Consider the following 20,103-nt stretch of genomic DNA (forward strand, 5'->3'; position numbering starts at 1 on the left):
CCGAACTTCCGAGAGGACATCCATGAACGATCGCGTCGCCGTCGTCACCGGCGGTATTGGCGGACTGGGCACCGAAATCTGCAAGGCGCTGGCGCGTGCCGGCCGCAAGGTCGTTGCCGCCGACTTGGCAGCCCGCAGCGAGCGGGTGGCGGAATTCCGTACCGAAGTTGCTTCCTTTGGCGAGCAGATCACCTTCGAGCCGCTCAACGTCGCCGACCGTGACGATTGCGCAAGCCTGGTCGATCGCGTCGGCAAGCAGCACGGTCCGGTGTCGATCCTCGTCAACTCGGCAGGCATCACGCGTGACACCAGCCTGCGCAAGATGGATGACGCGCAGTGGGACGACGTGATCCGGATCAATCTCAGTGGCGTGTTCAACATGTGCCGGCTGGTGGTCGACGGCATGACCGGCCAAGGCTTCGGTCGCATCGTCAACATCTCTTCGGTCAATGGCCAGACCGGCCAGTTCGGCCAGACCAACTATTCGGCGGCCAAAGCCGGCCTGCACGGTTTCACGATGGCGCTTGCGCGAGAAGTGGCGAAGAAGGGCGTCACCGTGAACAGTATTTCGCCGGGCTACTGCGACACGCCAATGGTGCGCGCCGTGCCCGAAGACATCCGCAAGCAGATCGTCGCCTCGATTCCGGTTGGCCGTCTGGGCGAGCCGCGCGAGATCGCGCGTACCGTCAGTTTCCTCACCGACGAGGATGCCGGCTACATCACCGGCGCGAACATCCCGGTCAACGGCGGCTACTTCATGAGCTTCTGAGCCGCTCGCGCGCGGCTCATTCAGTAGTCATAGCCGTCGATGAAGATGAAATCATCGGGCGTGCGCACACAGTCGTAGGTCACCGTCATCGGATCGCCCGCCTCGACCACTTCGAAGTCGGTCGGACGGATCCCGTACAGCGAGTGTGAATCGATGTCGATGTCGGCATCCGACCACTTGTGCGTGGTGAAGGCATCGGCCTCGGCCGTGAGCGGAATCCCGCCGCCGTCGGAAAGAAACATCCCGTACTTCTTGAGCGAGCGCAGGATCACGCGCACCGCCTCGTTGCTGCTGAATCCGTTGATGTCGAACGAGGCCTTGAGCCGCAGCCGCGAACCATACGGCACGGCGTCGGGATGGGTGTCGGAGGTCGCGGTGGTGCCGTGCGAGGCCGGATGCACGTACTTGTGCCGCATCATCCGATTGTTGCCGAGGATGAAGCGGATCGCGTGGCCGAAATCGCCCTGGGTCTGCATCGCCGCCCACACCTCGTCGGCATTGAACAGCAGCGGCGCCACCGGAAATCCCGCACCATCGGCACTGGTGCAATGCTCGCCACGACCGTAGCGAGGGTAGACCTTGGTCAGGTCCCAGCGCAGCCCGCAGATCGTGTCGACGCCGCCGGCTCCGGCGGCATTGACGCCGTACGCCTCATAAAGAATCTTGCTGCTGTCGTTGACCACCAGCAGATGGCAGTCGTTGTCGCTGGCATCGCAGTCATAGCCCGGTGGATCGGTGCCCTCGATGCCGCCTACCGCGGGCAATGGAAACGCCATGCCCGGCGCATCGCAATCGGGGCTGTAGTAATCATCGGGATCCGGCCAGGCAACCACCGGCACAGTCGTCGTCGCAGCATTGGCATGCAACACGTACATCCCGAAATCGATCTGGAAATCGAAGTTGCGCGTATCGCCCCAACCCGACGAGGAAAACGCAGCCAGATGCGTCATCATCGCCGCCGAGTTCGGCCGCAGCGGTGCCTGACTGACATCGACGTTCCAGATCGCATTGGGCTGGGTGAAGCGCGGCAAGGGCGCCGCCACCACCGATGATCCGGAGAGCAAAGCCATCAAGACCAGTGCACGCATTTCAGATCCTCCCGGCCACATGATCGACGCCACGCCATCACAAAAACCGTGACGGCTTGCGCAAGCCGAGCTACCAGACCAGATCGGCCGGCACGTCGTCTTCGCTCGCCGCGTGCGGATCGCACAACAACACCAGCGCCTCGGCATCGATCGCCTGCGCCGCCAGCGCCACTTCACGAGTCACCAGCAGATAGCGCCCCGCCAGTTGCACCACCGCCAATTCGCCGCCGTTGAGGCGTGGCAATTGCTCGGCGGTGACGTAGATGCGGCGGATCTTGTTGTGATGCGGAAAATGTCGCGGAATGTCGGCCTCGGCGACACCTTGCCCGGCGGTCGCGAGCAGGGCCGAGAGTTTTTGCCTGCGTTCGCGTTTTTCCTTCGCGCGCGCCTCGGCTTCGCGCTGCTCGCGCTCGCGCGTCTCGCGCTCGTCCTTGCCGCGCAAGGCGTAAGCCTTGGCCAGATCGATCTCATCCCGTGCGTGCGGCGCCTGCGATCTCGGCTTCGCCTGCGGGCGCCCCGGCCCTTGCGGTTTACCGCTTGCGCCCGCTCCTGACTTGGCCGGCCGCGGCTTGGCTTCGACCTTGGGTGCCGGCTTGAAACCGGCCTTGAGCAACTGATCGCGCAGGGAATCGGACATGGATTGCAGACTCGGCACAGCCATCACGGGATTGCGGCGCAAAAGCTTACACGATCAGGGACGGCCACTTTGGAAGTTCCGGAGCCGGCAACCAGGCAGGCAGAAAAGGTCTGCCCCGCAAGCCGCGCTCACGGACGAACGCATCAATAATGCGGTGGCGGCGGCTCGTCCTGTGCGGCCGACCCGAGACTGCCGCGCACCGCCTGCAGATCGATGCGCAGCGCTTCGATCGCATTGCGCAAGGCGAGCAGGTTGCGGTCGTGGGCTGCCACGGTGTCGCTGAGCACGGCCATGGTGTCGTCGATGAACGACACACGTACTTCGAGTTCGGTCAGGCGTTGTTCGAGTGTGGCCGTCATCACGCCAAACCGGGCAGTTTCTCGATCAGGTGGCGGCCATGACGCGCACCGATCGCGCCGCGCGATTCACGCTGGGCAAGCGCCAGATCAGCGGCCGCCATCTCGCGCACGAGTTCAGCGAAGCTGGTCTTGGGCGTCCAGCCCAGGCGCTCGCGCGCCATGCTTGGATCACCGAGCAGGGTTTCCACTTCGGCCGGGCGGTAATACTGCGGATGGATGCGCACGATCACATCGCCGACCTTGACCTGGAGGCTGTCATCGCGCAGCGATTTGACTGCAGCGTACTCGTCGGCACCGGCGCCGTGGAATTCGAGTTCCATGCCCATCTCGCGCGCAGCGAGCACCACGAATTCACGCACCGAATGCTGCTGCCCGGTGGCAATCACGTAGTCGACCGGCTCGTCCTGCTGCAGGATCAACCACTGCGCCTCGACGAAGTCGCGAGCATGGCCCCAGTCGCGGCGCGCGTCGAGATTGCCCAGATACAGGCAGTGCTGCAGACCACTTGCAATGCGCGCGAGCGCACGCGTGATCTTGCGCGTGACGAAGGTCTCGCCGCGAATCGGCGACTCGTGATTGAACAGGATGCCATTGCAGGCATACAGGCCATAGGCTTCGCGGTAATTGACCGTGATCCAGTAACCATAGAGCTTGGCGACGCCGTAGGGCGAACGTGGATGGAACGGCGTGGTCTCGCGCTGCGGCACTTCGCGCACCAGACCGTAGAGTTCCGAGGTTGAAGCCTGATAAAAGCGGCAATGCTCGCCGAGGCCGAGGCTGCGGATCGCTTCGAGCACGCGCAAGGTGCCGATGCCGTCGGCATTGGCGGTGTATTCGGGTTCTTCAAAGGACACCGCCACGTGACTCTGCGCGGCCAGGTTGTAGATTTCGTCGGGGCGCACTTCCCGCACCACGCGCAGGATGCTCAGCGAATCGGTGAGGTCACCATAGTGCAGGTGCACACCGCTGCGCGTGTCGTCGAGTTCGTGATGCAGGTGGTCGATGCGCTCGCTGTTGAAGGATGACGAGCGCCGGCGCAGGCCATGGACTTCATAGCCCTTGGCCAGCAGCAATTCAGCGAGATACGCGCCGTCCTGCCCGGTCACGCCCGTGATGAGTGCGCGCTTGTGCTCCATCCAGCCCATGCTCCCTGACGAAAGCGACGATGGTAGCGGGCAGTGGCAGCGAAAAACAGCCTTGTTCCCGCCTCAAGGCCTGTTCTGGGTGCGAATGCTGCGGCCCCGTCCGATGCCGTAATAGGCGAGCCCCTCGGCCTCGACCACGGCCGGTTCATAAAGGTTGCGGCCATCAAACACGACCGGTGTGCGCAGGCATGCACGGATGCGCGCGAAGTCTGGACTGCGGAAGACCTTCCACTCGGTGACCACGACCAGGGCGTCAGCGCCTTCGAGCGCGACGTAGGGTTGAGCACACAGCAGCAGGTCTGCACGTTCGCCATACAAGCGGCGCGTCTCTTCCATCGCCTCCGGGTCATGTGCGCGCACCGTGGCACCCGCCTGCCACAGGGCTTCAAGCAGGACCCGGCTGGGCGCCTCGCGCATGTCGTCGGTATTGGGCTTGAAGGCCAGCCCCCATACCGCGATCCTGCGGCCGGCAAGCGCCCCGTCGAAATGGTCTTCGAGCATGCTGAACAGGCGGTTCTTCTGCGCCACGTTGACTGCTTCGACCGCATCGAGCAGGCGCGGCTCGCAGCCTTGCCCACGCGCAGCATGGGCGAGTGCTTTCACATCCTTGGGAAAGCACGAGCCACCATAGCCTGCGCCCGGATAGATGAAGTGATAGCCGATGCGCGGATCCGAGCCAATGCCGCGGCGCACCTGTTCGACATCTGCGCCGACACGTTCGGCGATGGAGGCGATCTCGTTCATGAAACTGATCTTGGTCGCCAGCATCGCGTTGGCCGCGTACTTGGTCAGCTCGGCCGAGCGCACGTCCATCAGCACGATGCGTTCGTGATTGCGGTTGAATGGCGCATACAGGCTGCGCAGAAGTTCGACCGCACGCGCGCTGTCGCTGCCGATGACGATGCGATCGGGGCGCAGGCAGTCCTGCACCGCATCGCCTTCCTTGAGGAATTCGGGATTGGAAACCACGTCGAAGTCGATCGCGGCCCCGCGCCGAGCCAATTCCCCGGTGATCGCCGCGCGAACGGCATCGGCCGTTCCGACCGGCACCGTGGACTTGTTGACCACGACCAACGGACGACACATCACCTGCCCGATCGTGCGCGCGACCGCGAGCACATGCGACAGGTCGGCGCTGCCATCCTCGTCGGGCGGCGTGCCCACGGCGATGAACGCCACCTGTGCCTGGGCCAGTGCCGCAGCTGCATCGTCGGTGAAGCGCAATTGGCCGCTGCCTTGGTTGCTGCGCACCAGCGGCGCCAGACCCGGCTCGAAGATCGGAATCTCGCCGCGCTGCAGTTGCGCGATCTTGGCGGCATCGATATCGACGCACACCACGTGGTTGCCCACTTCCGCCAGACAGGTTCCGGTGACCAGGCCGACGTAGCCGGTTCCGAAAATGGTCACTTGCATGAACGCACACCAAGATCCGAAGGGTCGGCAATTCTAGCCTGTGTGATCGACCGTCGGCCCTGCACGGCGCGTGTGGACGAGAATCCTCCTTCGGGCCCTTGCCGGACCGCTCCGAGCAGGCCAACCGCCGGGCACCGCCGCGCAATTCAAGATTCCCGATCGCGGCAGGAGGATCCGCGACCCCAGGCTTCCCCGGCCATCCCGCCTGCGCGCGCTCCAATCCGCATAGCCCACGGGCCCGCTTTTTTCGTCTTTCCGCAAACGGCGCGGCGAAGCAAAAAAGAAGGCGCGCCGGTTCGCGGCGCGCCCTCGTGAACTGCGTGAAGCCGGCGAACTTACTTCTTGGCCGGTTCTGCCTTGACCGCGGGCTTGGCGGCAGCCGCGGGCTTGGGCGCCTCGGCAGGCTTTTCGATGTCGAGCAGCTCGACTTCGAAGATCAGCGTCGCGTTCGGGCCGATCTGGCCGGGGCCATTCTCGCCGTAGGCAAGATCGGACGGCACGAACAGCTTGTACTTGGAGCCCACCGGCATCAGCTGCAGGCCTTCGCTCCAACCCTTGATCACGCCATTGAGCGGGAAGGTCGCCGGCTGACCACGGTCGTAGGAGCTGTCGAACTTCTCGCCGTCGATCTTGGTACCCAGGTAATTGACCTTGACCGTATCGGTGGCCTTGGGCTTGGCGCCCTTGCCTTCCTTCTCGACCAGGTACTGCAGGCCTGAGGCCGTGGTCTTGACGCCGGCCTTGGACTTGTTCTTGGCAAGGAAGTCGGCGCCTTCCTTCTTGTTCTTGTCGGCAGCGGCCTTCTGCTCGGCAACGCGCTTGGCCTGGAGCTGCTTCATGAACTCCTGACGCACCTGCAGCGCCTCTTCCTGGGTCAGCGCGGTCTTCTCGCCCTTGAGGGTCTGCTCGAGCGCCTTCTCGACCACTTTGATGTCGATGTCGTCCTTGATCTGGGTGAGACCGCGGCCGATGTCCATGCCGACCATCGTGCTGATGTTGTTCTTGTCGACGGCGACCGTCGGCGCCGCCGGCTTGGCCGCTTCCGGCGTCTTGGCCTTGTCGTCGGCGTAGGCGCCGATGGCGAAACTCGCCGCCAGCGCGGCAACAAGGGTCTTCTGCATGAAACGCGTCATGGTTGCTCCTGAAGTGAAGAAATGCCGGTCACTGCCAATCTGGCATCACGCACGGCTTAATCCGGCCGCTTGTGCGGGACCGCGTATTGTGAACATCGCCTCCGGCCTTGGCAAACCCGGAACGCGCGCCTTGGACAGCGCCGCGGCGATTTGGTTTCACGGCCGCGCCGGCCCGGATGCCGCCGAGGTCGGCCCCGCAGAATCAGACACTTGCGACGCCACAGCCGCGGACTGGCGGTGAACCCTGCAAGGATTCACCGCGCCCGGACTCACAGCAGGGCCGCGCGCTTGAGCGCGAGATAGTGCTCGACCAGCGCCGCGGGCAATTGCGCGCAGGTCACATCGAGCACATCGGCGCCCTGCGCCCGCAGCATCGCATGCACCCGTCGCCGTTGTTCGATGTACTGCGCCATCGCGCCAAGGTGGATCGCATCATCGAGGTCTTGCACCTTGGCTCGCCGACCCAGATCGACGACGTCCTCGCGCAGGCTTGCAACGCACACCAGATGACGCTTGCGCAATTGGCGCACCGCACCGAGCAGATCCTCGATGTCCTCGTCGCGCGCATTGGTGACCAGCAGCACCAGGCAACGTCGCGGCTGGCGCGCCGAGAAAGTCGAAACGGCCTCGAGATAGTCGGTCGCCACGGCCTTGGCCTCGAGGTCGAACAAGGCATCGAGCAACACGTCGATCGTGCCCAGTCCACGCCGCGGTGCGACGAACCGCGCATCGCCTCCGCTTGCCTGCAGGCCCACCGCATCACCTTGGCGCAGGGCGATCCACGCCACCATCAGCGCGGCATTGAGCACATGGTCGAAGTGCGACAGGATGCCGTCCCGCGCGAGCATGCGCCGACCGGTATCGAGCAGCAGCATGACCTGTTGATTGCGCTCGTCCTGATATTCGCGCGAGATCAGCTTGCGCATGCGCCGGGTCGCCTTCCAGTCGATCTGGCGCATCGAATCGCCCAGGCGGTATTCGCGCAGCTGCTGGAAATCGGTGCCTTCGCCACGCCGACGCTTGAGATGCGCCCCGATCACGCGCGTGACCTGCTCGGTGCCAACCAGGGCCAGTCGTGCAAGCGGCGCAAAGTTCGGATACACGCGCAGCCGCTGTCGCGCCTCGACCACGCGCTGCTGCTGCCACAACCGCAGCGGTGAATGCAGGCGCAGCATGCAGCCGGCGAACTCGAAGCGACCGCGCTCGGTGGGCGTGAGTCGATAGACCAGACGCAGTTCGCGCTGCACCGGAATCTCCACGCATTGCGGCTGGTCCTGTACCGGCCATGCGCCGGGATGCAGGTCGTGCACATCCAGACGCAGTGCCTGATGTCCGTCGTGACGCAAGCGCAGTGCGATCTCGCGCTCGACACCGACCGGCACCACCGCCGGCGCCTCGCGTTCGACCACGGGTGTCGACAAGCGCTGCAGTTGCCGGACATCGACAATCGCGAGCACGGTCAGCACCACGGCCGCAACCGCAAGTGCGGCAGCGGGCAGCAAACCGGCCGCGACCAGCACGCCAAGTCCGGCGAGGCCAAGCAGGGCGATGACGAATGCGCGCGAGGGCATCACTGGCGCGGCGCTTCCACCTTGAGCAGGAGTGCTTCGAGCACGTCGTCGACGCGCCGCCCTTCGATCTGCATCTCCGGCGCCAGACTGAGTCGATGCCGCAGCGCGGGTCGCGCGATCGAACGTACGTCATCGGGCGTGACGAAATCGCGCTCGCCAAGCACCGCCTGTGCCCGCGCCGCGCGTACCAGCGCCAACGAACCGCGCGGCCCGGCGCCCATCGACAAGCCCGGCCATTCACGCGTCGCGCGCACGATCCGCACCGCATAGTCGAGCACCACCGGATCGACGCGCACCTGCGCCGTACCCAATTGCATCGCCAGAATCTGCGCCGGACGCACCACCGCGCGCACCCGCGACAGGTCGAAATCGTTGGCACTTCGGCCTGCGCTGATCGCCTCGACCATCCGCACTTCCTCGGCAAGCGGCGGATAATTCATGTGGATCTTGAGCAGGAATCGATCCAGTTGCGCCTCGGGCAAGGGATAAGTGCCTTCCTGCTCGATCGGGTTCTGGGTGGCGATCACGAAGAACGGCGGATCGAGCACGAAACTGCGCGATTCGATCGTGACCTGGAGTTCCTGCATGGCTTCGAGCAGGGCAGCCTGGGTCTTGGCAGGCGCGCGATTGATTTCGTCGGCCAGCAGCAAGTTGGCAAATACCGGTCCACGGCGGATGCGGAAGCTCTCGCTCTTGGGATCGTAGAAGGCGTGCCCACTGACGTCGCTGGGCATGAGGTCGGGCGTGAACTGCACGCGCGCATGCGTGCAGTCGAGTGCGCTGGCGAGCGACCGAACCAGCAAGGTCTTGCCCAGTCCCGGGACGCCTTCGATCAGCACGTGGCCGCCGGCGAGCAAGGCCACCAGCAGTTGATCGAGGACCTCCGCCTGGCCGATGAACGCCTGCGCGACCTGGCTACGGATCGCCGCGCAACACTGGCTCAGTGCCGCGCCAGTCATCGGCGCGACCGGCGGCATCGGCTTGGCGGGGGTGGATTCATCGCTCATGCGCACATTCCTTGGATTGATGGCCGCCCGAGGCAGCCTCGTGGGTCACGGTTCTGGATTGCCCGCAGGCATTGATGGAGCATTGCTCATTCATCGCAGGCCGAGCTCATCGAGTGCCTTCACGGTCTGCAGGAAGGCATCGGACCGGTTGATATCGGCCGGCTGCAGGGCTTGGCGAACGAAGGCGATCGGCCGACCGCGCAGCTTGGCGACTGCCGCAATCAAGTCCTCGCCGTCGAGCGCGGCAACGGCCGGATCTTCAAGCCGCAGTCGTTCGTCGAACGCGCGCCGCAAGGGCGCATACAGCGCGCTCGCCTTGCGCTGACGGATGATGAACTCGCCGGCCGCGTCAATGTGCTCGCGCAAGGCGCGCCGAGGTGCGACGGGCGCCGGCAGCAGCGGCCCCAACCGGCGGCTGCGCAGCCACAACCACGCCAGCAGGGCCAGCAACGCCGGCACCAGCGCCTGCCAGGCATGGCGGGCCAGCAACACATGCAGCGGCGGCAGGCTGCTCGCATAAACCAGATGCACACGGCCGCCCTGCAGCAAGGGCGCAAGCAATTGCCAGCTCAGCTGCGCGTTGCGTGCCTTGGACAAGTGCTGGTTGTCGAGAAACTGCAGATCGCCGATCACCGTCCAACTGCCCTTGCCCAGGAATCGCCGGCCCATGAAGTAGCCTTTTTCGGCATCTCCGACCAGCAGGTCGAAATTTTCGTCAGAGCCTTCATCGAAGGTGAACGTCCTGAAACAATCCGGCCGCATGTTCGCCTTGCTCCGGGTCTGCCCAACCGCCGACTCGGCCATGTCGACGCAGTGCATCCGCATGCCACGCTTGATGCCAAGCGCTTCGATCAGATCGCCATCCCTGCCCTCCACACCCGGCGGCACCGCGAACAGCAATCTGCCGCCATTGCCCATCCAGTCGAGCACGGCATCCACTTGCGCCTCACTCAAGGTGCGCACATCCGAACCCAGCACCAGCGTGTCGTGATCACCCATCGTCATCGCCGCGAAATCCAGCCGCGCGCGCGAGCTGACCTCGTGACCACTGGCCTGCAGGGTTTTCTTCAATGCGTAAAGCGGGTTGTATGCCGCTTCGCCCTGCAGCGGCGCATCCTGGTCGACCTCCACGAGTTCGTGACCGCTCAACCACCAGGCGCCGACCGCAACGACCAGCAGGGTGAAAAGGACGATCATCAGGAGATTGCGGCCTCTTTGCGTCATGGCACCACTGCCCTGTCTCGCTGCCAAGCGACCAGCAGGGCTTCGACTTCGCCGGGGGCCGCTGGACGCTGCGCATACGCCGTCGCTTGCCATGCGCGCACAATTCGCGCAAACAGGCCGGCGTAGGCGGAATCGGTCAAACCACGCGCACTGCGCAGACAATCGGCTTCGGTGGCCCCGGGCGGCAAGGGCGTGCCCAGCGCCACCACCAGTCGTTCCACCCCGGCGCGGTAGAGCAGCGCGAGGGCATCGCGCACGCGGTCGGCTTTCAGCAGCGCGCGCACCGCCCCTTCGATGTCGACGGGCAAAGGCTCGCGCGCCCGGATTCCATGCAGGCTCGGGGCCTGCTGCGTCCTGCGCACTTCGACACGCTCGGTGATCCACGGCAACCAGCGCCGCCAATTGGCGATGACGAGGATCAACAGTCCGGCGGCGATGATCCACAAACCGTAATGAAACACGAATCCGACGACCTCGCCGATCCGCCGGATCCATTCCGGATTGCTTGCGGTTTTGCGTTGCCCGGACTCCGATCTGGAGCGCCATTGGCTCACACGTTTGGTCGGATGCAGATCCTGACTTGCGTAGACCTTGCGCACCGCGGCCTCGAAGTCCTTGCCATCGTCGCGCCAGGCGTCACCGAAACTGTCCTGGATCGGCACGAGTTCCGAATGTTGCCCGTCAGCCTTCCCGACCGCTGGATCCGCGGCAGTCCCGGCGGTGGGCGACGCCTGCGCCGGCTGTCCGGATTCGCCGTCCACATGCACAGTCCACGGTGCCTCGCTGCCCGGATGTTCCTGCGGCGATGCCGCCACAACAGGCCTTGCCGTACCCAGGCCCAGTCCGCAAGCGAGCAAGATCGCCCCCGTGACCGACGCGAGCCGGGTCGCAATGCGGCGAAAGGCCAGCTCGATATCCCAAGCTTCCAGTTGCATGCGGCGGTTGAGATAGAGCCCGAAACCGGCGCCGATGTAAAACGGCTCGATGATGCAAGTCGCCGCCCAGAATGCGAGGTTCGACAGCAGTTGCGCCCACGGCGGCGGATTGTCGAACAAGGTCGAAAAGGTTGCCTGCACCGATTCATCGAGAAATTCGACCGGCACAAACATCAGCACCAGAACGATGAAGGAGAAATACATCATCGCTTCGAGGTTGGCGGCGACCAGGGTCACCGCACCCGCGGTGGTGCCATCGCCGCGGCCAAGTACCTGGGCGCGCTCCTTGCGCTGACTGCCGTGCACGCCTTCGAGCAGATCGATTGGCAGCAACAGCGCGCGCAGGGGATGCAGGCGCCGCCAGGTCAACCATGCCGCGGTCGCCGGCCAACCGCGGGACCACTGCGCGGCAAGCGCCTCAACCACGCTCGGCATCTGGCCGAACACGGCGCGCGCAAGCACGAACACGAGGCCGCGATCGAACAAGGGCTTGAGCCACCACATCACGAACGGCGCCACGCTGAGCAGCCCCAGCAGCCATGCCAGACCGTTGATGAGGATGAATACCGGCAAGGTCGTCAGCACCCAGACCGCAAACACCCGCGCCGCATTCGCACGCACGATCGCAAAGCCCAGGTCCGTGGCCTCCCAGGCCGATCGCGGGCGCAACTGGATGCGCAGATCGTCGACAAGCATGCGTCAGGGCCCCGTATCGCCTGACCGGATGTCGCGTCCGCCACGCCACAGCCAAGCCAGGATCAGCACCCACAGCAGGCCGCCGACGCCGTACTTGACCGATGGCGGAACCCACAGCTTGGATGACCAGTAGGCCTCGATGAATGCGGCAAAAACCAGCATTGCGAAGATGCCAAGCACGAGCTTGGCGCCGATCACGCCCGCTTCGACCAACGCCCGAGCGCGCGAGCGGCGACCTGGCGCGACCAAGGCCATGCCGACCTGCAAGCCCGCGCCGCCGCTGATGACGATGGCAAGGAGTTCGGGCGCGCTGTGCCCGGCCACGAAACTCCAGAACGGTTCGCCATAGCCGATCGAAGTCAGATGCCCGGCCACGGCGCCGATGATCGTGCCGTTCAACAGCAATACGAAGATCGAACCGATACCCGCAAGCAAGCCGCTGGCGAAAGTGCGAAAACCAATGCTGATGTTGTTGAAAATGTAGTAGCCGAACATCGTCAGATCGGCGCCCTCGCTGCGACCGATGCGATCCCTTGTCCGGGCCGGGTCGTACATCGACTCGAAGTTGGCAAGTTGCTGCGGGTCGAACAGGGAATGAATGAGTTCCGGGCGCAATTGCAACATCACCACCGCCGCGATCAGCGACAGGAAGAACAAGGCGGCCGAGACTGCCATGACGCGCCATTGCGCCCGCACCAGACGTGGAAACTGCGAAGAGAAGAACGCAAGCATGTGCTGCAGGCGCGGCGGCGCGGGCTTGTACAGCACCTGGTGTCCGCGCTGGGCCAGTGCGCGCAGCCGGTCCCTCAGTCGCACGCTGTATTCGCGCCGCTCGGCCAGTGCCAGTTGCTGGCACAAACGACGCAAGGCCAGCGGGAACTGCCCGGCGGGTATGAGTCCCTCGGCCGTTTTGCGGTCGCGCTCGCGCCGCCCCGCGTGTGCGTCAAGCCAGCGCTCGAAGTTGAGCCAATCCTGCTCGTGCTGCGCCTGGAACGCTTCCTGCTTCATGCGCGCCCCAGGAATGAGGCCGCCAGACCATGCAATCGACGCACCGCGACCGATTGCCGCGCGCCAGTGAGCATCGGCAGCAGATCCGCGAGTTCCGCCTGCCGTTCGGGCGTAAGCCGCGCACTGCGCTCGGCGAACTCGATGATCGCCGCGCGCTCCGTTGCGGGCAGCGAAATGGACGAAGCCAGCGCAGGTACGCTCGGCAACTCGCCGACGCGAACAGGGACGTCGACGTACACCACGAGGGTACCTGCGACAAGGTCGCCCAGACGCCGGCCATATGGATCGGCCAGACTCGCCACCAAACCGAATCCATAGGCAATCGGCAACATGTCGACCGTGCGCATCAGGTTGCGCACGATCGAGGCAAGCCAGGTGACCGGCGTGCCATTGGCGTTGACGACCCGCAGGCGCATGATTTTCTTGCCTGGCGTCTGGCCCTCGAGCAGCACCTCGAACAGGATCGGATAGAGCCAGATCACGGTGAACAGCGCGAGCAAATAGACGCCCGAGCCGCTCGCGCCCAGCGCAGCCAGCATGCCCGCCAAGGTGAACAGCGCTGCGGCACGGATGAGGAAATCCAGCGCCCATGCACAGGCACGCGGCAAGGCGCCGGCCGCGCGCATCTGCAGGAAGATTCCCTCGGGCGTCTCGGCGACGCGCAGTGTATCGATCATCGCACCACGGGTTCAGGCGGCCTTGACCACGATCGTGTCGGCAATCAGGTCATGCAGGCAGCGACGGTCCTCGCGGAAGATCATCAGCGGATCGCCGAGTGAAAACAACCAGCCAACGAGCGGAATCGCGCCGAGCAGGCCCACCGGCAGGCCGCGCGCGAAAATCACTCGCAGCAAACTGCAGCGATCGCCATTGCTGCGCACGATGCGCACCTTGAGCAAGCGCTTGCCCAGCGTCTGACCGTAGCGATGCAGCCAGATGCAGTTGAGGACGATCAGGCCCACCACATAGACAAGGAAGACCAGGCCGATGCCACCCAGCAGGAACTCCGAGGGCCCACCCTCATCGGAACCACCTTGCGAAAACGCGAATGCCGGAGCCAGCACCGCCACCACAATCGCGGGAACCGCGTAGCTGGCGCCATCGATGATGGCCGCTCCCAGGCGCGTGACGCGCTCGGCAAGTTCCTGACTTTCCACACCAATCCCCGGATCGATCCGGGCGGTGGGTGCGGCGTAAGGGTTGGCTGAGGACGAGGGGTTGGGTGTTGACATGAGATCCGGTCTCCCGTTCGCGGATGGGCATCGAACTGAACGATAACGGCCATTCAGCTAGCTGACTCTATCAGGAACACCGCCGCGACCCGACGGGATCCGGGCAACGGACCGCAAAGCGCGCGCTGGCGCGCTCCCATTCGGTTTTCGGCCCCTGGATCGCCAGACGACCCCTGTCTTCAGTCATGGGGACATTCCCTTGACGCGACCAAATATGGTGTTATAGTTGACTACAACACTACTTCATCAAGCGCCGACGGAGGCGACCATGTCCAAGCCCATCAGCCGCACCTACAACTTCCTCAATACCGCAGCGCGTCTGCCCAGCCGCATCCTGAACGCCTTCTACCTCGCTACAGCTGTCGCGGTGACCGGTGCGACCTTGTTTGCACTGACCCACCTGCCCAAGGTCGACCATCCCGCGCTGAGCGCAAGCGCACATGCAAGCCGCCTGACCGACAACAGCGTCTGGCCGGGCGCCGTAACCTTGCCGACCGTGACCGTGCGCGCCAGCGATGGCCAGACGGGAACGCGCCATGCATCGAACCCGACGGCGCTGGACGCCTTGGGCAACGCGCCGGCCACTGCCGCGGCGGCGCTCTCGCGCCGTGCCAAGGCCAGTCTGGCAATGCCCTACTATTCCTTCGCCAATCCGCTGCAGGTTGCCACCGAGGAATGAACGCAATGAGCATCGCCTGGAGCGACTCGACGCCGATCTATCGCCAACTGCGCGACCGCGTGGTGGCCATGATCCTCGATGGCGTCCTCAAACCGGGTGATCCGCTGCCCTCGGTGCGACAGGTGTCCGGGGACTTCCAGATCAACCCGATCACGGTGTCGAAGGCTTACCAGGAGCTGGTCGACGAAAACCTCGTGGAAAAACGCCGGGGACTTGGCATGTACGTCAGCGATGGCGCGCCCGAAGCGCTGCTCAAATCCGAACGTGAGCGCTTCCTGCGCGATGAATGGCCGCAACTGCGCGCACGCCTGGTCCGGCTCGGACTCGATCTCAAGCAATTGTTGGCGGATGCCGCCAAGGAAGATCACTCATGACCACGCTCGTTCAAGCCCGCCATCTGAGCAAGGCCTACGGCACGACCAAGGCGCTCGACGACGTGAGTTTCGACATCGAGCCGGGGCGCATCGTCGGACTGGTCGGCCCCAACGGTGCCGGCAAGACCACCGCGCTCAAGGCCATCCTCGGCCTCACCGATTTCAGCGGCGAGCTGCAAGTCAACGGCGTCGACCCGCGCAAGGATCACCCGCGGCTGATGCAGGATGTCTGCTTCATCGCAGACGTCGCGGTACTGCCACGCTGGCTGCGGGTGCGCGAGGCGATCGAATTTGTCGCCGCGGTACATCCGCGCTTTTCCCGCGAGAAGTGCCTGGCCTTTCTCGCCCATACCAAGATCGGCCACGGCATGCGCGTGCGCGAGTTGTCCAAGGGCATGATCGTGCAATTGCACCTGGCCCTGGTGATGGCAATCGACGCGCGCCTGCTGGTGCTCGACGAGCCAACCCTCGGTCTGGACATCCTCTATCGCAAGGCGTTCTACGAGAGCCTGCTCAACGACTACTTCGACGCCGACAAGACCATCATCGTCACCACCCACCAGATCGAGGAAATCGAGCACATCCTCACCGACCTCATGTTCATCCGCGACGGCAGGATCGTGTTGTCGGCCAGCATGGATGCGATCGCCGAGCGCTATGTCGAAGTGATGGTCAATCCCGACAGGGCCGAGGCGGCACGGGCGCTGGCGCCGCTCAACGAGCGCCAGATTTTCGGCAAATCGATCTTCCTGTTCGACGGCGTCGACAAGGCAAAGCTGTCCGAGCTGGGTGAACTGCACAAACCCAGTGTGGCCGACCTGTTCGTCGCCACGATGAAGGGGACTTACTCATGAAGAACCTGCCCATCCTGCTCAAACGCGAATACTGGGAACACCGCGGTGGTTTCCTGTGGACCCCGGTGTGGGTGACCGGCGGCGTCCTGATCCTCACCGTGCTGGGCATGATCGCAGCGGAAATTTTCCGCGCCCGCGCCCAGGTGCAGCTCGGCGGCTTCTCGCTCGATGCGGTGCGCGCGAGCATCAGCGCCCATGACTATGCCAACGCCGGTCGTGCCTTCGACATCAGCCAGGTGATGCTGGGGGTGGTTCCGTGCATTGCCCTGTTCTTCGTGCTGTTCTTTTACCTGCTCGGCGCGCTCTACGACGACCGCCGTGATCGCAGCGTGCTGTTCTGGAAATCGCTGCCGGTCAGTGATGCCGCCACGGTGGTGTCCAAGGCCGCGTCGGCGATGCTGGTGGCGCCGTTGATCGCGCTGCTCATCTCGACGCTTGCCTATCTCGTGTTCGTGGTCATCGTCGGCATCTGGTTCGCCCTGCATGGCCTCAACGTGCTGCCCGCGCTGATGGCTGCGCATCCCCTGCGTACCTTTTGGCACATGCTGCTGACGGTGCCGCTGGACGCGCTGTGGGCCCTGCCGGCGATCGGTTGGCTGCTGTTCTGGTCGGCCTGGTCACGCAGCAAGCCTTTCCTGTGGGCGGTGATGCTGCCTTTGCTGGTGATCTTCGCCAACGCCTGGATCGGCATGCTCGGCGGCCCCAGTTTCGGATCGACCAAACAGGTCGCCCACGTGACCGGCCGACTCCTGCTGAGCGTGATGCCCGGCAGCTGGCTGACCTCGGACATCTCGGTCGCCGGCGACAGTTGGCAAGCGGCACTGCGCAGCGAAGGCAGTCCATCGATCCTGGATCCATCGCGGATGGCGGCGGTGCTCACTTCGGCCGAGCTGTGGATCGGAGTCGTGGTCGGCGCGGCGCTGATCGCTGCGGCAATCTGGGCACGTGGGCGGCGCATCGAGACTTCGGTGTGAATGCTCCGATCCGATGCATCACGGGATCCGGAACTGCATGAACGAAAAGGGCCGCTCACGCGGCCCTTTTTTTCGCATTGGGCAGGATAGCCCGCCGCCACGCGGCAACGGCATCCCTCAGTGGATCGAATCACTGATGATGCGATAACGATTGGCAGCTTCGCGCAGGATGCCTTTCTGGTTCAGATCGATCGATCCGTCCAGCCAGTAGCGCGTGAAGATGATGCCATCGCGGCGGGAGACCACGATTGCATCGCCGTCGACATTGAGCACATCGCCATTGCGCAGATCCTTGATCGACATGCTGTCGTTGATCGCATTGCCGCCATTGACGCTCATTTCGAGCGACTTGCGCGCAGTCGAGGTCGCCGACGGCAGCTTCGCCTCGACGCGCTTCTCGGTTGCGAATTCGCGCCGCAGGGTTCCTTCGCCCTGGATCAAACCCAGCACCTGGTAGCGGTTGGTCGCGGTCTCCTTGAGCTCGCTGCGACGCAGGTCGAGGTCACCCTCGAGCCAAAAAAGCAGCGGTTTGCCTGCATCGCGCCGAACCACCGCAATCACGCCATCATCGACATACAGCGTGTCGCCGGAACGCAGCTTGTTGACAGCCAAGTTGCCCGAAGCCGCGCGTCCATCGTTGAGCGATTTTTCCATGCGCTCGCGCACTGCAGCCTCACCCGTCAGCGCGCCCGCTCCGGTCGCCTGCCCCGCCGCTGCCCTCACCCCTGCGCGACCATTGCCATTGGCCGCAGGCGCGGTCGCAGCCGCGGCAAGCTCACGCTCCAGGCGCGCTTTCTCGGCGGCGACGCGCTCGGCCTCAAGACGCGCCTTGGCGGCTTCGGCCTCGGCTTGCACCTTGGCCGCATCGGCTTCCGCGCTGGCCTTTTCCGCTGCCGCCTTGGCGGCTTCGGCTTCAGCCTTGGCGGCTTCCGCTTCAGCCTTGGCAGCTTCGGCTTCGGCCTTGGCTTTTTCGACCTCGGCGCGGCTGCGCTGCGCTTCGATGCGCGCGCGCTCGGCAGCCGAAGGCTCCGCGGCTGCCTTGGCTGCATTCTTGTCCTCGATGCGCACCAGCACGTTTTCGTAGAAGCCATCGCGCATCACGACGTTGGCCTTGCCACCCGCACGAACCTTTGCCGCGATCCTGGCGTGCCATTCATGCGGCGCGGTAATGATCAGACGGGCGCCCGAAGCGGCAGCCTCGCGGCCAAGCTTGGACAATGTGGCGTCGGCGCTGCCGCTCTGGAAACTCGCTCCGCTGATGTCGGCGCTTTCCTGGGCAAACGCAGCCGATGCGACCAGGGCGAGGGCAAGGAAGGATTTTTTTAGCATGACGATTGCAACCTTGTGTTGAGCTTTCAGGCGCCGCCTTCAGTCAAGTCGACCGGCGCGACGAAATGCGCGACCCGATGGATCGCAGCTGCGTGAAGGCGTCAGGGCACGCCTTTTTGATGCGCCAATCGGGCGCAGAAGAAGCAGGCTTGTGCGCAGCCCCCGTTGGACCCGCGCGCCGCCGCGAGGGCGCCGATTATCCGGATCGAGCGCGCCCGTGCATATGCCATAGATCACATGTTGCGGTTTCGTTCAGCCACCGGCCGAACCCCCATGGGTTCCCCCCTTGGTCAGCGCCGTCGGGTCGAGCAATTTTTGCAATTCTTCACGCGGCAAACCGGTGGTTTCCAGCGCCACATCGAGAATCGGCCGGCCTTCCTTGTAGGCCTGCTTGGCGGTTGCGGCGCCCTTGTCGTAGCCGATCACGGCATTGAGTGCGGTGACCAGGATCGGATTCTTGTCGAGCGCCTGCCGGATCTTGTCCTCGCGCACCTTGAATCCCGCGATCGCCTTGTCGGCCAGCAGGCGCGAAGCATTGGCGAGCAGCTCGATCGACTGCAACAGGTTGAGAGCGATCACCGGCAGCATCACGTTGAGCTGGAAATTGCCGCTCTGTCCCGCGATCGTGATGGTGGCGTCATTGCCGATCACCTGCGCGCAGACCATCGCCATCGCCTCGGGGATCACCGGATTGACCTTGCCCGGCATGATCGAGCTGCCCGGTTGCAGGGCCGGCAATTCGATTTCACCAAGCCCGGCGAGCGGGCCGGAGTTCATCCAGCGCAGGTCGTTGGCGATCTTGGTCAACGTGACCGCGAGCGTCTTGAGTTGGCCCGACAGTTCGACCGCCGCATCCTGCGAGCTGATGCCTTCGAAATAGTTGTCGGCCGAATCGAACCGCACGCCGGTGAGCCTGGAGAGCTCGGCGCAGACACGCGGACCCAGCTGCGCATCGGCATTGATGCCGGTGCCCACGGCGGTACCGCCCTGCGGCAAGTGGCGCGTGCGCGAAAGTGCTGACTCGATCCGCGCGATGTTCGAGCGCAACTGCACCGACCAGCAGCCCAATTCCTGACCGAAGGTCACCGGCATCGCATCCATCAGATGCGTGCGCCCGGTCTTGGCCACGTTCTCCAACTCGGCTGCGCGTGCGTCGATCACCTGGCGCAGGTGCGCCAGCGCCGGCAGCAGTTGCTCGCTCGCGGTCAGCGTGGCGCTGAGCTGGATCGCAGTCGGGATCACGTCATTGGACGACTGGCCATTGTTGACATCGTCGTTGGGATGCACCGGAGTACCCGCAGCCGCGCACAGGTGCGCGATCACCTCGTTGGCGTTCATGTTGCTGGAGGTACCCGACCCGGTCTGGAACACGTCGATCGGGAAATGCGCATCGAATTCGCCCTTGGCCACGCGCTCGGCCTGCGCCCGGATCGCCTTGGCCTTGTCCTGAGCGAGATGGCCGAGATCCGCGTTGGCCTGCGCCGCCGCCGATTTGATCAGCCCGAGCGCACGGATGAACTGTCGCGGCATGGCCAATCCGGAGATCGGAAAGTTGTCGACCGCACGTTGGGTCTGCGCGCCATACAGCGCCTCGGCGGGAACCTTGAGTTCACCCATGCTGTCGCGTTCGGTTCGGAACTGGCTCATGACTTGCGTTCGCTCTGGCAGAAAAGGAA

General features: G+C 64.5%; 21 protein-coding genes. 6 read left to right on the plus strand and 15 right to left on the minus strand.

Annotated features, from left to right (window positions below):
- Positions 1-22: 22 nt before the first annotated feature.
- Positions 23-769 carry an acetoacetyl-CoA reductase gene (gene phbB / locus KF759_RS05400; RefSeq protein ID WP_291223388.1) on the plus strand — a complete coding sequence of 249 codons (747 nt, stop codon included), beginning with the start codon at positions 23-25 and terminating at the stop codon, positions 767-769.
- Between the two features lie 20 nt (positions 770-789).
- Here phbB and KF759_RS05405 read toward each other — a convergent pair whose 3' ends face one another.
- From KF759_RS05405 to KF759_RS05430, 6 genes are all read right to left on the minus strand, one after another.
- Positions 790-1,857, minus strand: coding sequence for a hypothetical protein (locus KF759_RS05405; RefSeq protein WP_291223389.1), 1,068 nt, complete (start codon positions 1,855-1,857; stop codon positions 790-792).
- A 70-nt stretch (positions 1,858-1,927) separates the two neighbouring features.
- Entirely contained in the window at positions 1,928-2,494 is a 567-nt protein-coding gene (locus KF759_RS05410; RefSeq protein WP_291223390.1) for a DUF2058 family protein, read from the minus strand.
- 143 nt (positions 2,495-2,637) lie between these two features.
- Complete coding sequence (locus KF759_RS05415; protein ID WP_291223391.1) at positions 2,638-2,853, minus strand: SlyX family protein; 216 nt, start codon at positions 2,851-2,853, stop codon at positions 2,638-2,640.
- A complete protein-coding gene (gene gmd / locus KF759_RS05420; protein WP_291223392.1) occupies positions 2,853-3,989 on the minus strand; it encodes a GDP-mannose 4,6-dehydratase in 1,137 nt (378 codons plus the stop codon). The genes KF759_RS05415 and gmd overlap by 1 nt, the downstream gene beginning before the upstream one ends.
- A 72-nt stretch (positions 3,990-4,061) precedes the next feature.
- Positions 4,062-5,411 (minus strand): UDP-glucose/GDP-mannose dehydrogenase family protein, encoded by a 1,350-nt coding sequence (locus KF759_RS05425; protein ID WP_291223393.1) that lies wholly within the window; start codon positions 5,409-5,411, stop codon positions 4,062-4,064.
- 335 nt (positions 5,412-5,746) lie between these two features.
- Positions 5,747-6,544 carry an FKBP-type peptidyl-prolyl cis-trans isomerase gene (locus KF759_RS05430; RefSeq protein ID WP_291223394.1) on the minus strand — a complete coding sequence of 266 codons (798 nt, stop codon included), beginning with the start codon at positions 6,542-6,544 and terminating at the stop codon, positions 5,747-5,749.
- Between KF759_RS05430 and KF759_RS05435 the strand changes: the two genes are divergently transcribed.
- Positions 6,531-6,785 carry a hypothetical protein gene (locus KF759_RS05435; RefSeq protein WP_291223395.1) on the plus strand — a complete coding sequence of 85 codons (255 nt, stop codon included), beginning with the start codon at positions 6,531-6,533 and terminating at the stop codon, positions 6,783-6,785. The genes KF759_RS05430 and KF759_RS05435 overlap by 14 nt on opposite strands.
- A 28-nt stretch (positions 6,786-6,813) precedes the next feature.
- Here KF759_RS05435 and KF759_RS05440 read toward each other — a convergent pair whose 3' ends face one another.
- The 7 genes from KF759_RS05440 to KF759_RS05470 form a co-directional block, all read right to left on the minus strand.
- On the minus strand, positions 6,814-8,115 hold the full coding sequence (locus tag KF759_RS05440) for a DUF58 domain-containing protein (RefSeq protein WP_291223396.1): 1,302 nt from the start codon (positions 8,113-8,115) through the stop codon (positions 6,814-6,816).
- Positions 8,115-9,074, minus strand: a complete 960-nt coding sequence (locus KF759_RS05445) for a MoxR family ATPase (protein WP_291223509.1) — start codon at positions 9,072-9,074, stop codon at positions 8,115-8,117. The genes KF759_RS05440 and KF759_RS05445 overlap by 1 nt, the downstream gene beginning before the upstream one ends.
- Positions 9,075-9,212: 138 nt before the next feature.
- The gene (locus tag KF759_RS05450; protein ID WP_291223397.1) at positions 9,213-10,346 is read right to left on the minus strand and encodes a DUF4350 domain-containing protein; all 1,134 of its coding nucleotides are present in this window, start codon (positions 10,344-10,346) and stop codon (positions 9,213-9,215) included.
- Positions 10,343-11,977: a DUF4129 domain-containing protein gene (locus tag KF759_RS05455; RefSeq protein ID WP_291223398.1), complete on the minus strand. Its 1,635-nt coding sequence runs from the start codon at positions 11,975-11,977 to the stop codon at positions 10,343-10,345. Before KF759_RS05455 ends, KF759_RS05450 begins: the two co-directional genes overlap by 4 nt.
- A gap of 3 nt (positions 11,978-11,980) precedes the next feature.
- Positions 11,981-12,985, minus strand: a complete 1,005-nt coding sequence (locus tag KF759_RS05460) for a stage II sporulation protein M (RefSeq protein WP_291223399.1) — start codon at positions 12,983-12,985, stop codon at positions 11,981-11,983.
- Complete coding sequence (locus tag KF759_RS05465; RefSeq protein WP_291223400.1) at positions 12,982-13,662, minus strand: RDD family protein; 681 nt, start codon at positions 13,660-13,662, stop codon at positions 12,982-12,984. The genes KF759_RS05460 and KF759_RS05465 overlap by 4 nt, the downstream gene beginning before the upstream one ends.
- A 12-nt stretch (positions 13,663-13,674) precedes the next feature.
- A complete protein-coding gene (locus KF759_RS05470) occupies positions 13,675-14,217 on the minus strand; it encodes an RDD family protein (protein WP_291223401.1) in 543 nt (180 codons plus the stop codon).
- Between the two features lie 268 nt (positions 14,218-14,485).
- Between KF759_RS05470 and KF759_RS05475 the strand changes: the two genes are divergently transcribed.
- Genes KF759_RS05475 through KF759_RS05490 form a run of 4 tightly spaced genes read left to right on the plus strand, consistent with a single transcriptional unit; the run spans position 14,486 to position 17,098 of the window.
- Positions 14,486-14,896, plus strand: a complete 411-nt coding sequence (locus KF759_RS05475) for a hypothetical protein (protein ID WP_291223402.1) — start codon at positions 14,486-14,488, stop codon at positions 14,894-14,896.
- A 5-nt stretch (positions 14,897-14,901) separates the two neighbouring features.
- Positions 14,902-15,270 (plus strand): GntR family transcriptional regulator, encoded by a 369-nt coding sequence (locus tag KF759_RS05480; protein WP_291223403.1) that lies wholly within the window; start codon positions 14,902-14,904, stop codon positions 15,268-15,270.
- Entirely contained in the window at positions 15,267-16,124 is an 858-nt protein-coding gene (locus tag KF759_RS05485) for an ABC transporter ATP-binding protein (RefSeq protein ID WP_291223404.1), read from the plus strand. Before KF759_RS05480 ends, KF759_RS05485 begins: the two co-directional genes overlap by 4 nt.
- The gene (locus KF759_RS05490) at positions 16,121-17,098 is read left to right on the plus strand and encodes a hypothetical protein (protein WP_291223405.1); all 978 of its coding nucleotides are present in this window, start codon (positions 16,121-16,123) and stop codon (positions 17,096-17,098) included. Before KF759_RS05485 ends, KF759_RS05490 begins: the two co-directional genes overlap by 4 nt.
- A 117-nt stretch (positions 17,099-17,215) precedes the next feature.
- On the opposite strand, the gene KF759_RS05495 is transcribed toward KF759_RS05490, so the two are convergent.
- Together KF759_RS05495 and KF759_RS05500 are read right to left on the minus strand one after the other, a co-directional pair.
- Positions 17,216-18,427, minus strand: a complete 1,212-nt coding sequence (locus tag KF759_RS05495; protein WP_291223406.1) for a hypothetical protein — start codon at positions 18,425-18,427, stop codon at positions 17,216-17,218.
- Positions 18,428-18,679: 252 nt separating this feature from the next.
- Positions 18,680-20,074, minus strand: a complete 1,395-nt coding sequence (locus tag KF759_RS05500; protein WP_291223407.1) for a class II fumarate hydratase — start codon at positions 20,072-20,074, stop codon at positions 18,680-18,682.
- Positions 20,075-20,103: the final 29 nt, after the last annotated feature.

This window comes from Dokdonella sp. (assembly GCF_019634815.1).
In the GTDB taxonomy this organism is placed as follows: domain Bacteria; phylum Pseudomonadota; class Gammaproteobacteria; order Xanthomonadales; family Rhodanobacteraceae; genus Dokdonella_A.

Bases quoted from the DNA above. Each gene is read 5' to 3' on its own strand.
- KF759_RS05470 (WP_291223401.1), bottom strand. From the start codon at position 14,217: ATGTCAACACCCAACCCCTCGTCCTCAGCCAACCCTTACGCCGCACCC.
- phbB (WP_291223388.1), top strand. From the start codon at position 23: ATGAACGATCGCGTCGCCGTCGTCACCGGCGGTATTGGCGGACTGGGC.
- gmd (WP_291223392.1), bottom strand. From the start codon at position 3,989: ATGGAGCACAAGCGCGCACTCATCACGGGCGTGACCGGGCAGGACGGC.
- KF759_RS05480 (WP_291223403.1), top strand. From the start codon at position 14,902: ATGAGCATCGCCTGGAGCGACTCGACGCCGATCTATCGCCAACTGCGC.
- KF759_RS05460 (WP_291223399.1), bottom strand. From the start codon at position 12,985: ATGAAGCAGGAAGCGTTCCAGGCGCAGCACGAGCAGGATTGGCTCAAC.
- KF759_RS05450 (WP_291223397.1), bottom strand. From the start codon at position 10,346: ATGACGCAAAGAGGCCGCAATCTCCTGATGATCGTCCTTTTCACCCTG.
- KF759_RS05415 (WP_291223391.1), bottom strand. From the start codon at position 2,853: ATGACGGCCACACTCGAACAACGCCTGACCGAACTCGAAGTACGTGTG.
- KF759_RS05430 (WP_291223394.1), bottom strand. From the start codon at position 6,544: ATGACGCGTTTCATGCAGAAGACCCTTGTTGCCGCGCTGGCGGCGAGT.
- KF759_RS05445 (WP_291223509.1), bottom strand. From the start codon at position 9,074: ATGACTGGCGCGGCACTGAGCCAGTGTTGCGCGGCGATCCGTAGCCAG.
- KF759_RS05440 (WP_291223396.1), bottom strand. From the start codon at position 8,115: ATGCCCTCGCGCGCATTCGTCATCGCCCTGCTTGGCCTCGCCGGACTT.
- KF759_RS05425 (WP_291223393.1), bottom strand. From the start codon at position 5,411: ATGCAAGTGACCATTTTCGGAACCGGCTACGTCGGCCTGGTCACCGGA.
- KF759_RS05475 (WP_291223402.1), top strand. From the start codon at position 14,486: ATGTCCAAGCCCATCAGCCGCACCTACAACTTCCTCAATACCGCAGCG.
- KF759_RS05465 (WP_291223400.1), bottom strand. From the start codon at position 13,662: ATGATCGATACACTGCGCGTCGCCGAGACGCCCGAGGGAATCTTCCTG.
- KF759_RS05405 (WP_291223389.1), bottom strand. From the start codon at position 1,857: ATGCGTGCACTGGTCTTGATGGCTTTGCTCTCCGGATCATCGGTGGTG.
- KF759_RS05500 (WP_291223407.1), bottom strand. From the start codon at position 20,074: ATGAGCCAGTTCCGAACCGAACGCGACAGCATGGGTGAACTCAAGGTT.
- KF759_RS05410 (WP_291223390.1), bottom strand. From the start codon at position 2,494: ATGTCCGATTCCCTGCGCGATCAGTTGCTCAAGGCCGGTTTCAAGCCG.
- KF759_RS05455 (WP_291223398.1), bottom strand. From the start codon at position 11,977: ATGCTTGTCGACGATCTGCGCATCCAGTTGCGCCCGCGATCGGCCTGG.
- KF759_RS05495 (WP_291223406.1), bottom strand. From the start codon at position 18,427: ATGCTAAAAAAATCCTTCCTTGCCCTCGCCCTGGTCGCATCGGCTGCG.
- KF759_RS05490 (WP_291223405.1), top strand. From the start codon at position 16,121: ATGAAGAACCTGCCCATCCTGCTCAAACGCGAATACTGGGAACACCGC.
- KF759_RS05485 (WP_291223404.1), top strand. From the start codon at position 15,267: ATGACCACGCTCGTTCAAGCCCGCCATCTGAGCAAGGCCTACGGCACG.
- KF759_RS05435 (WP_291223395.1), top strand. From the start codon at position 6,531: ATGAAACGCGTCATGGTTGCTCCTGAAGTGAAGAAATGCCGGTCACTG.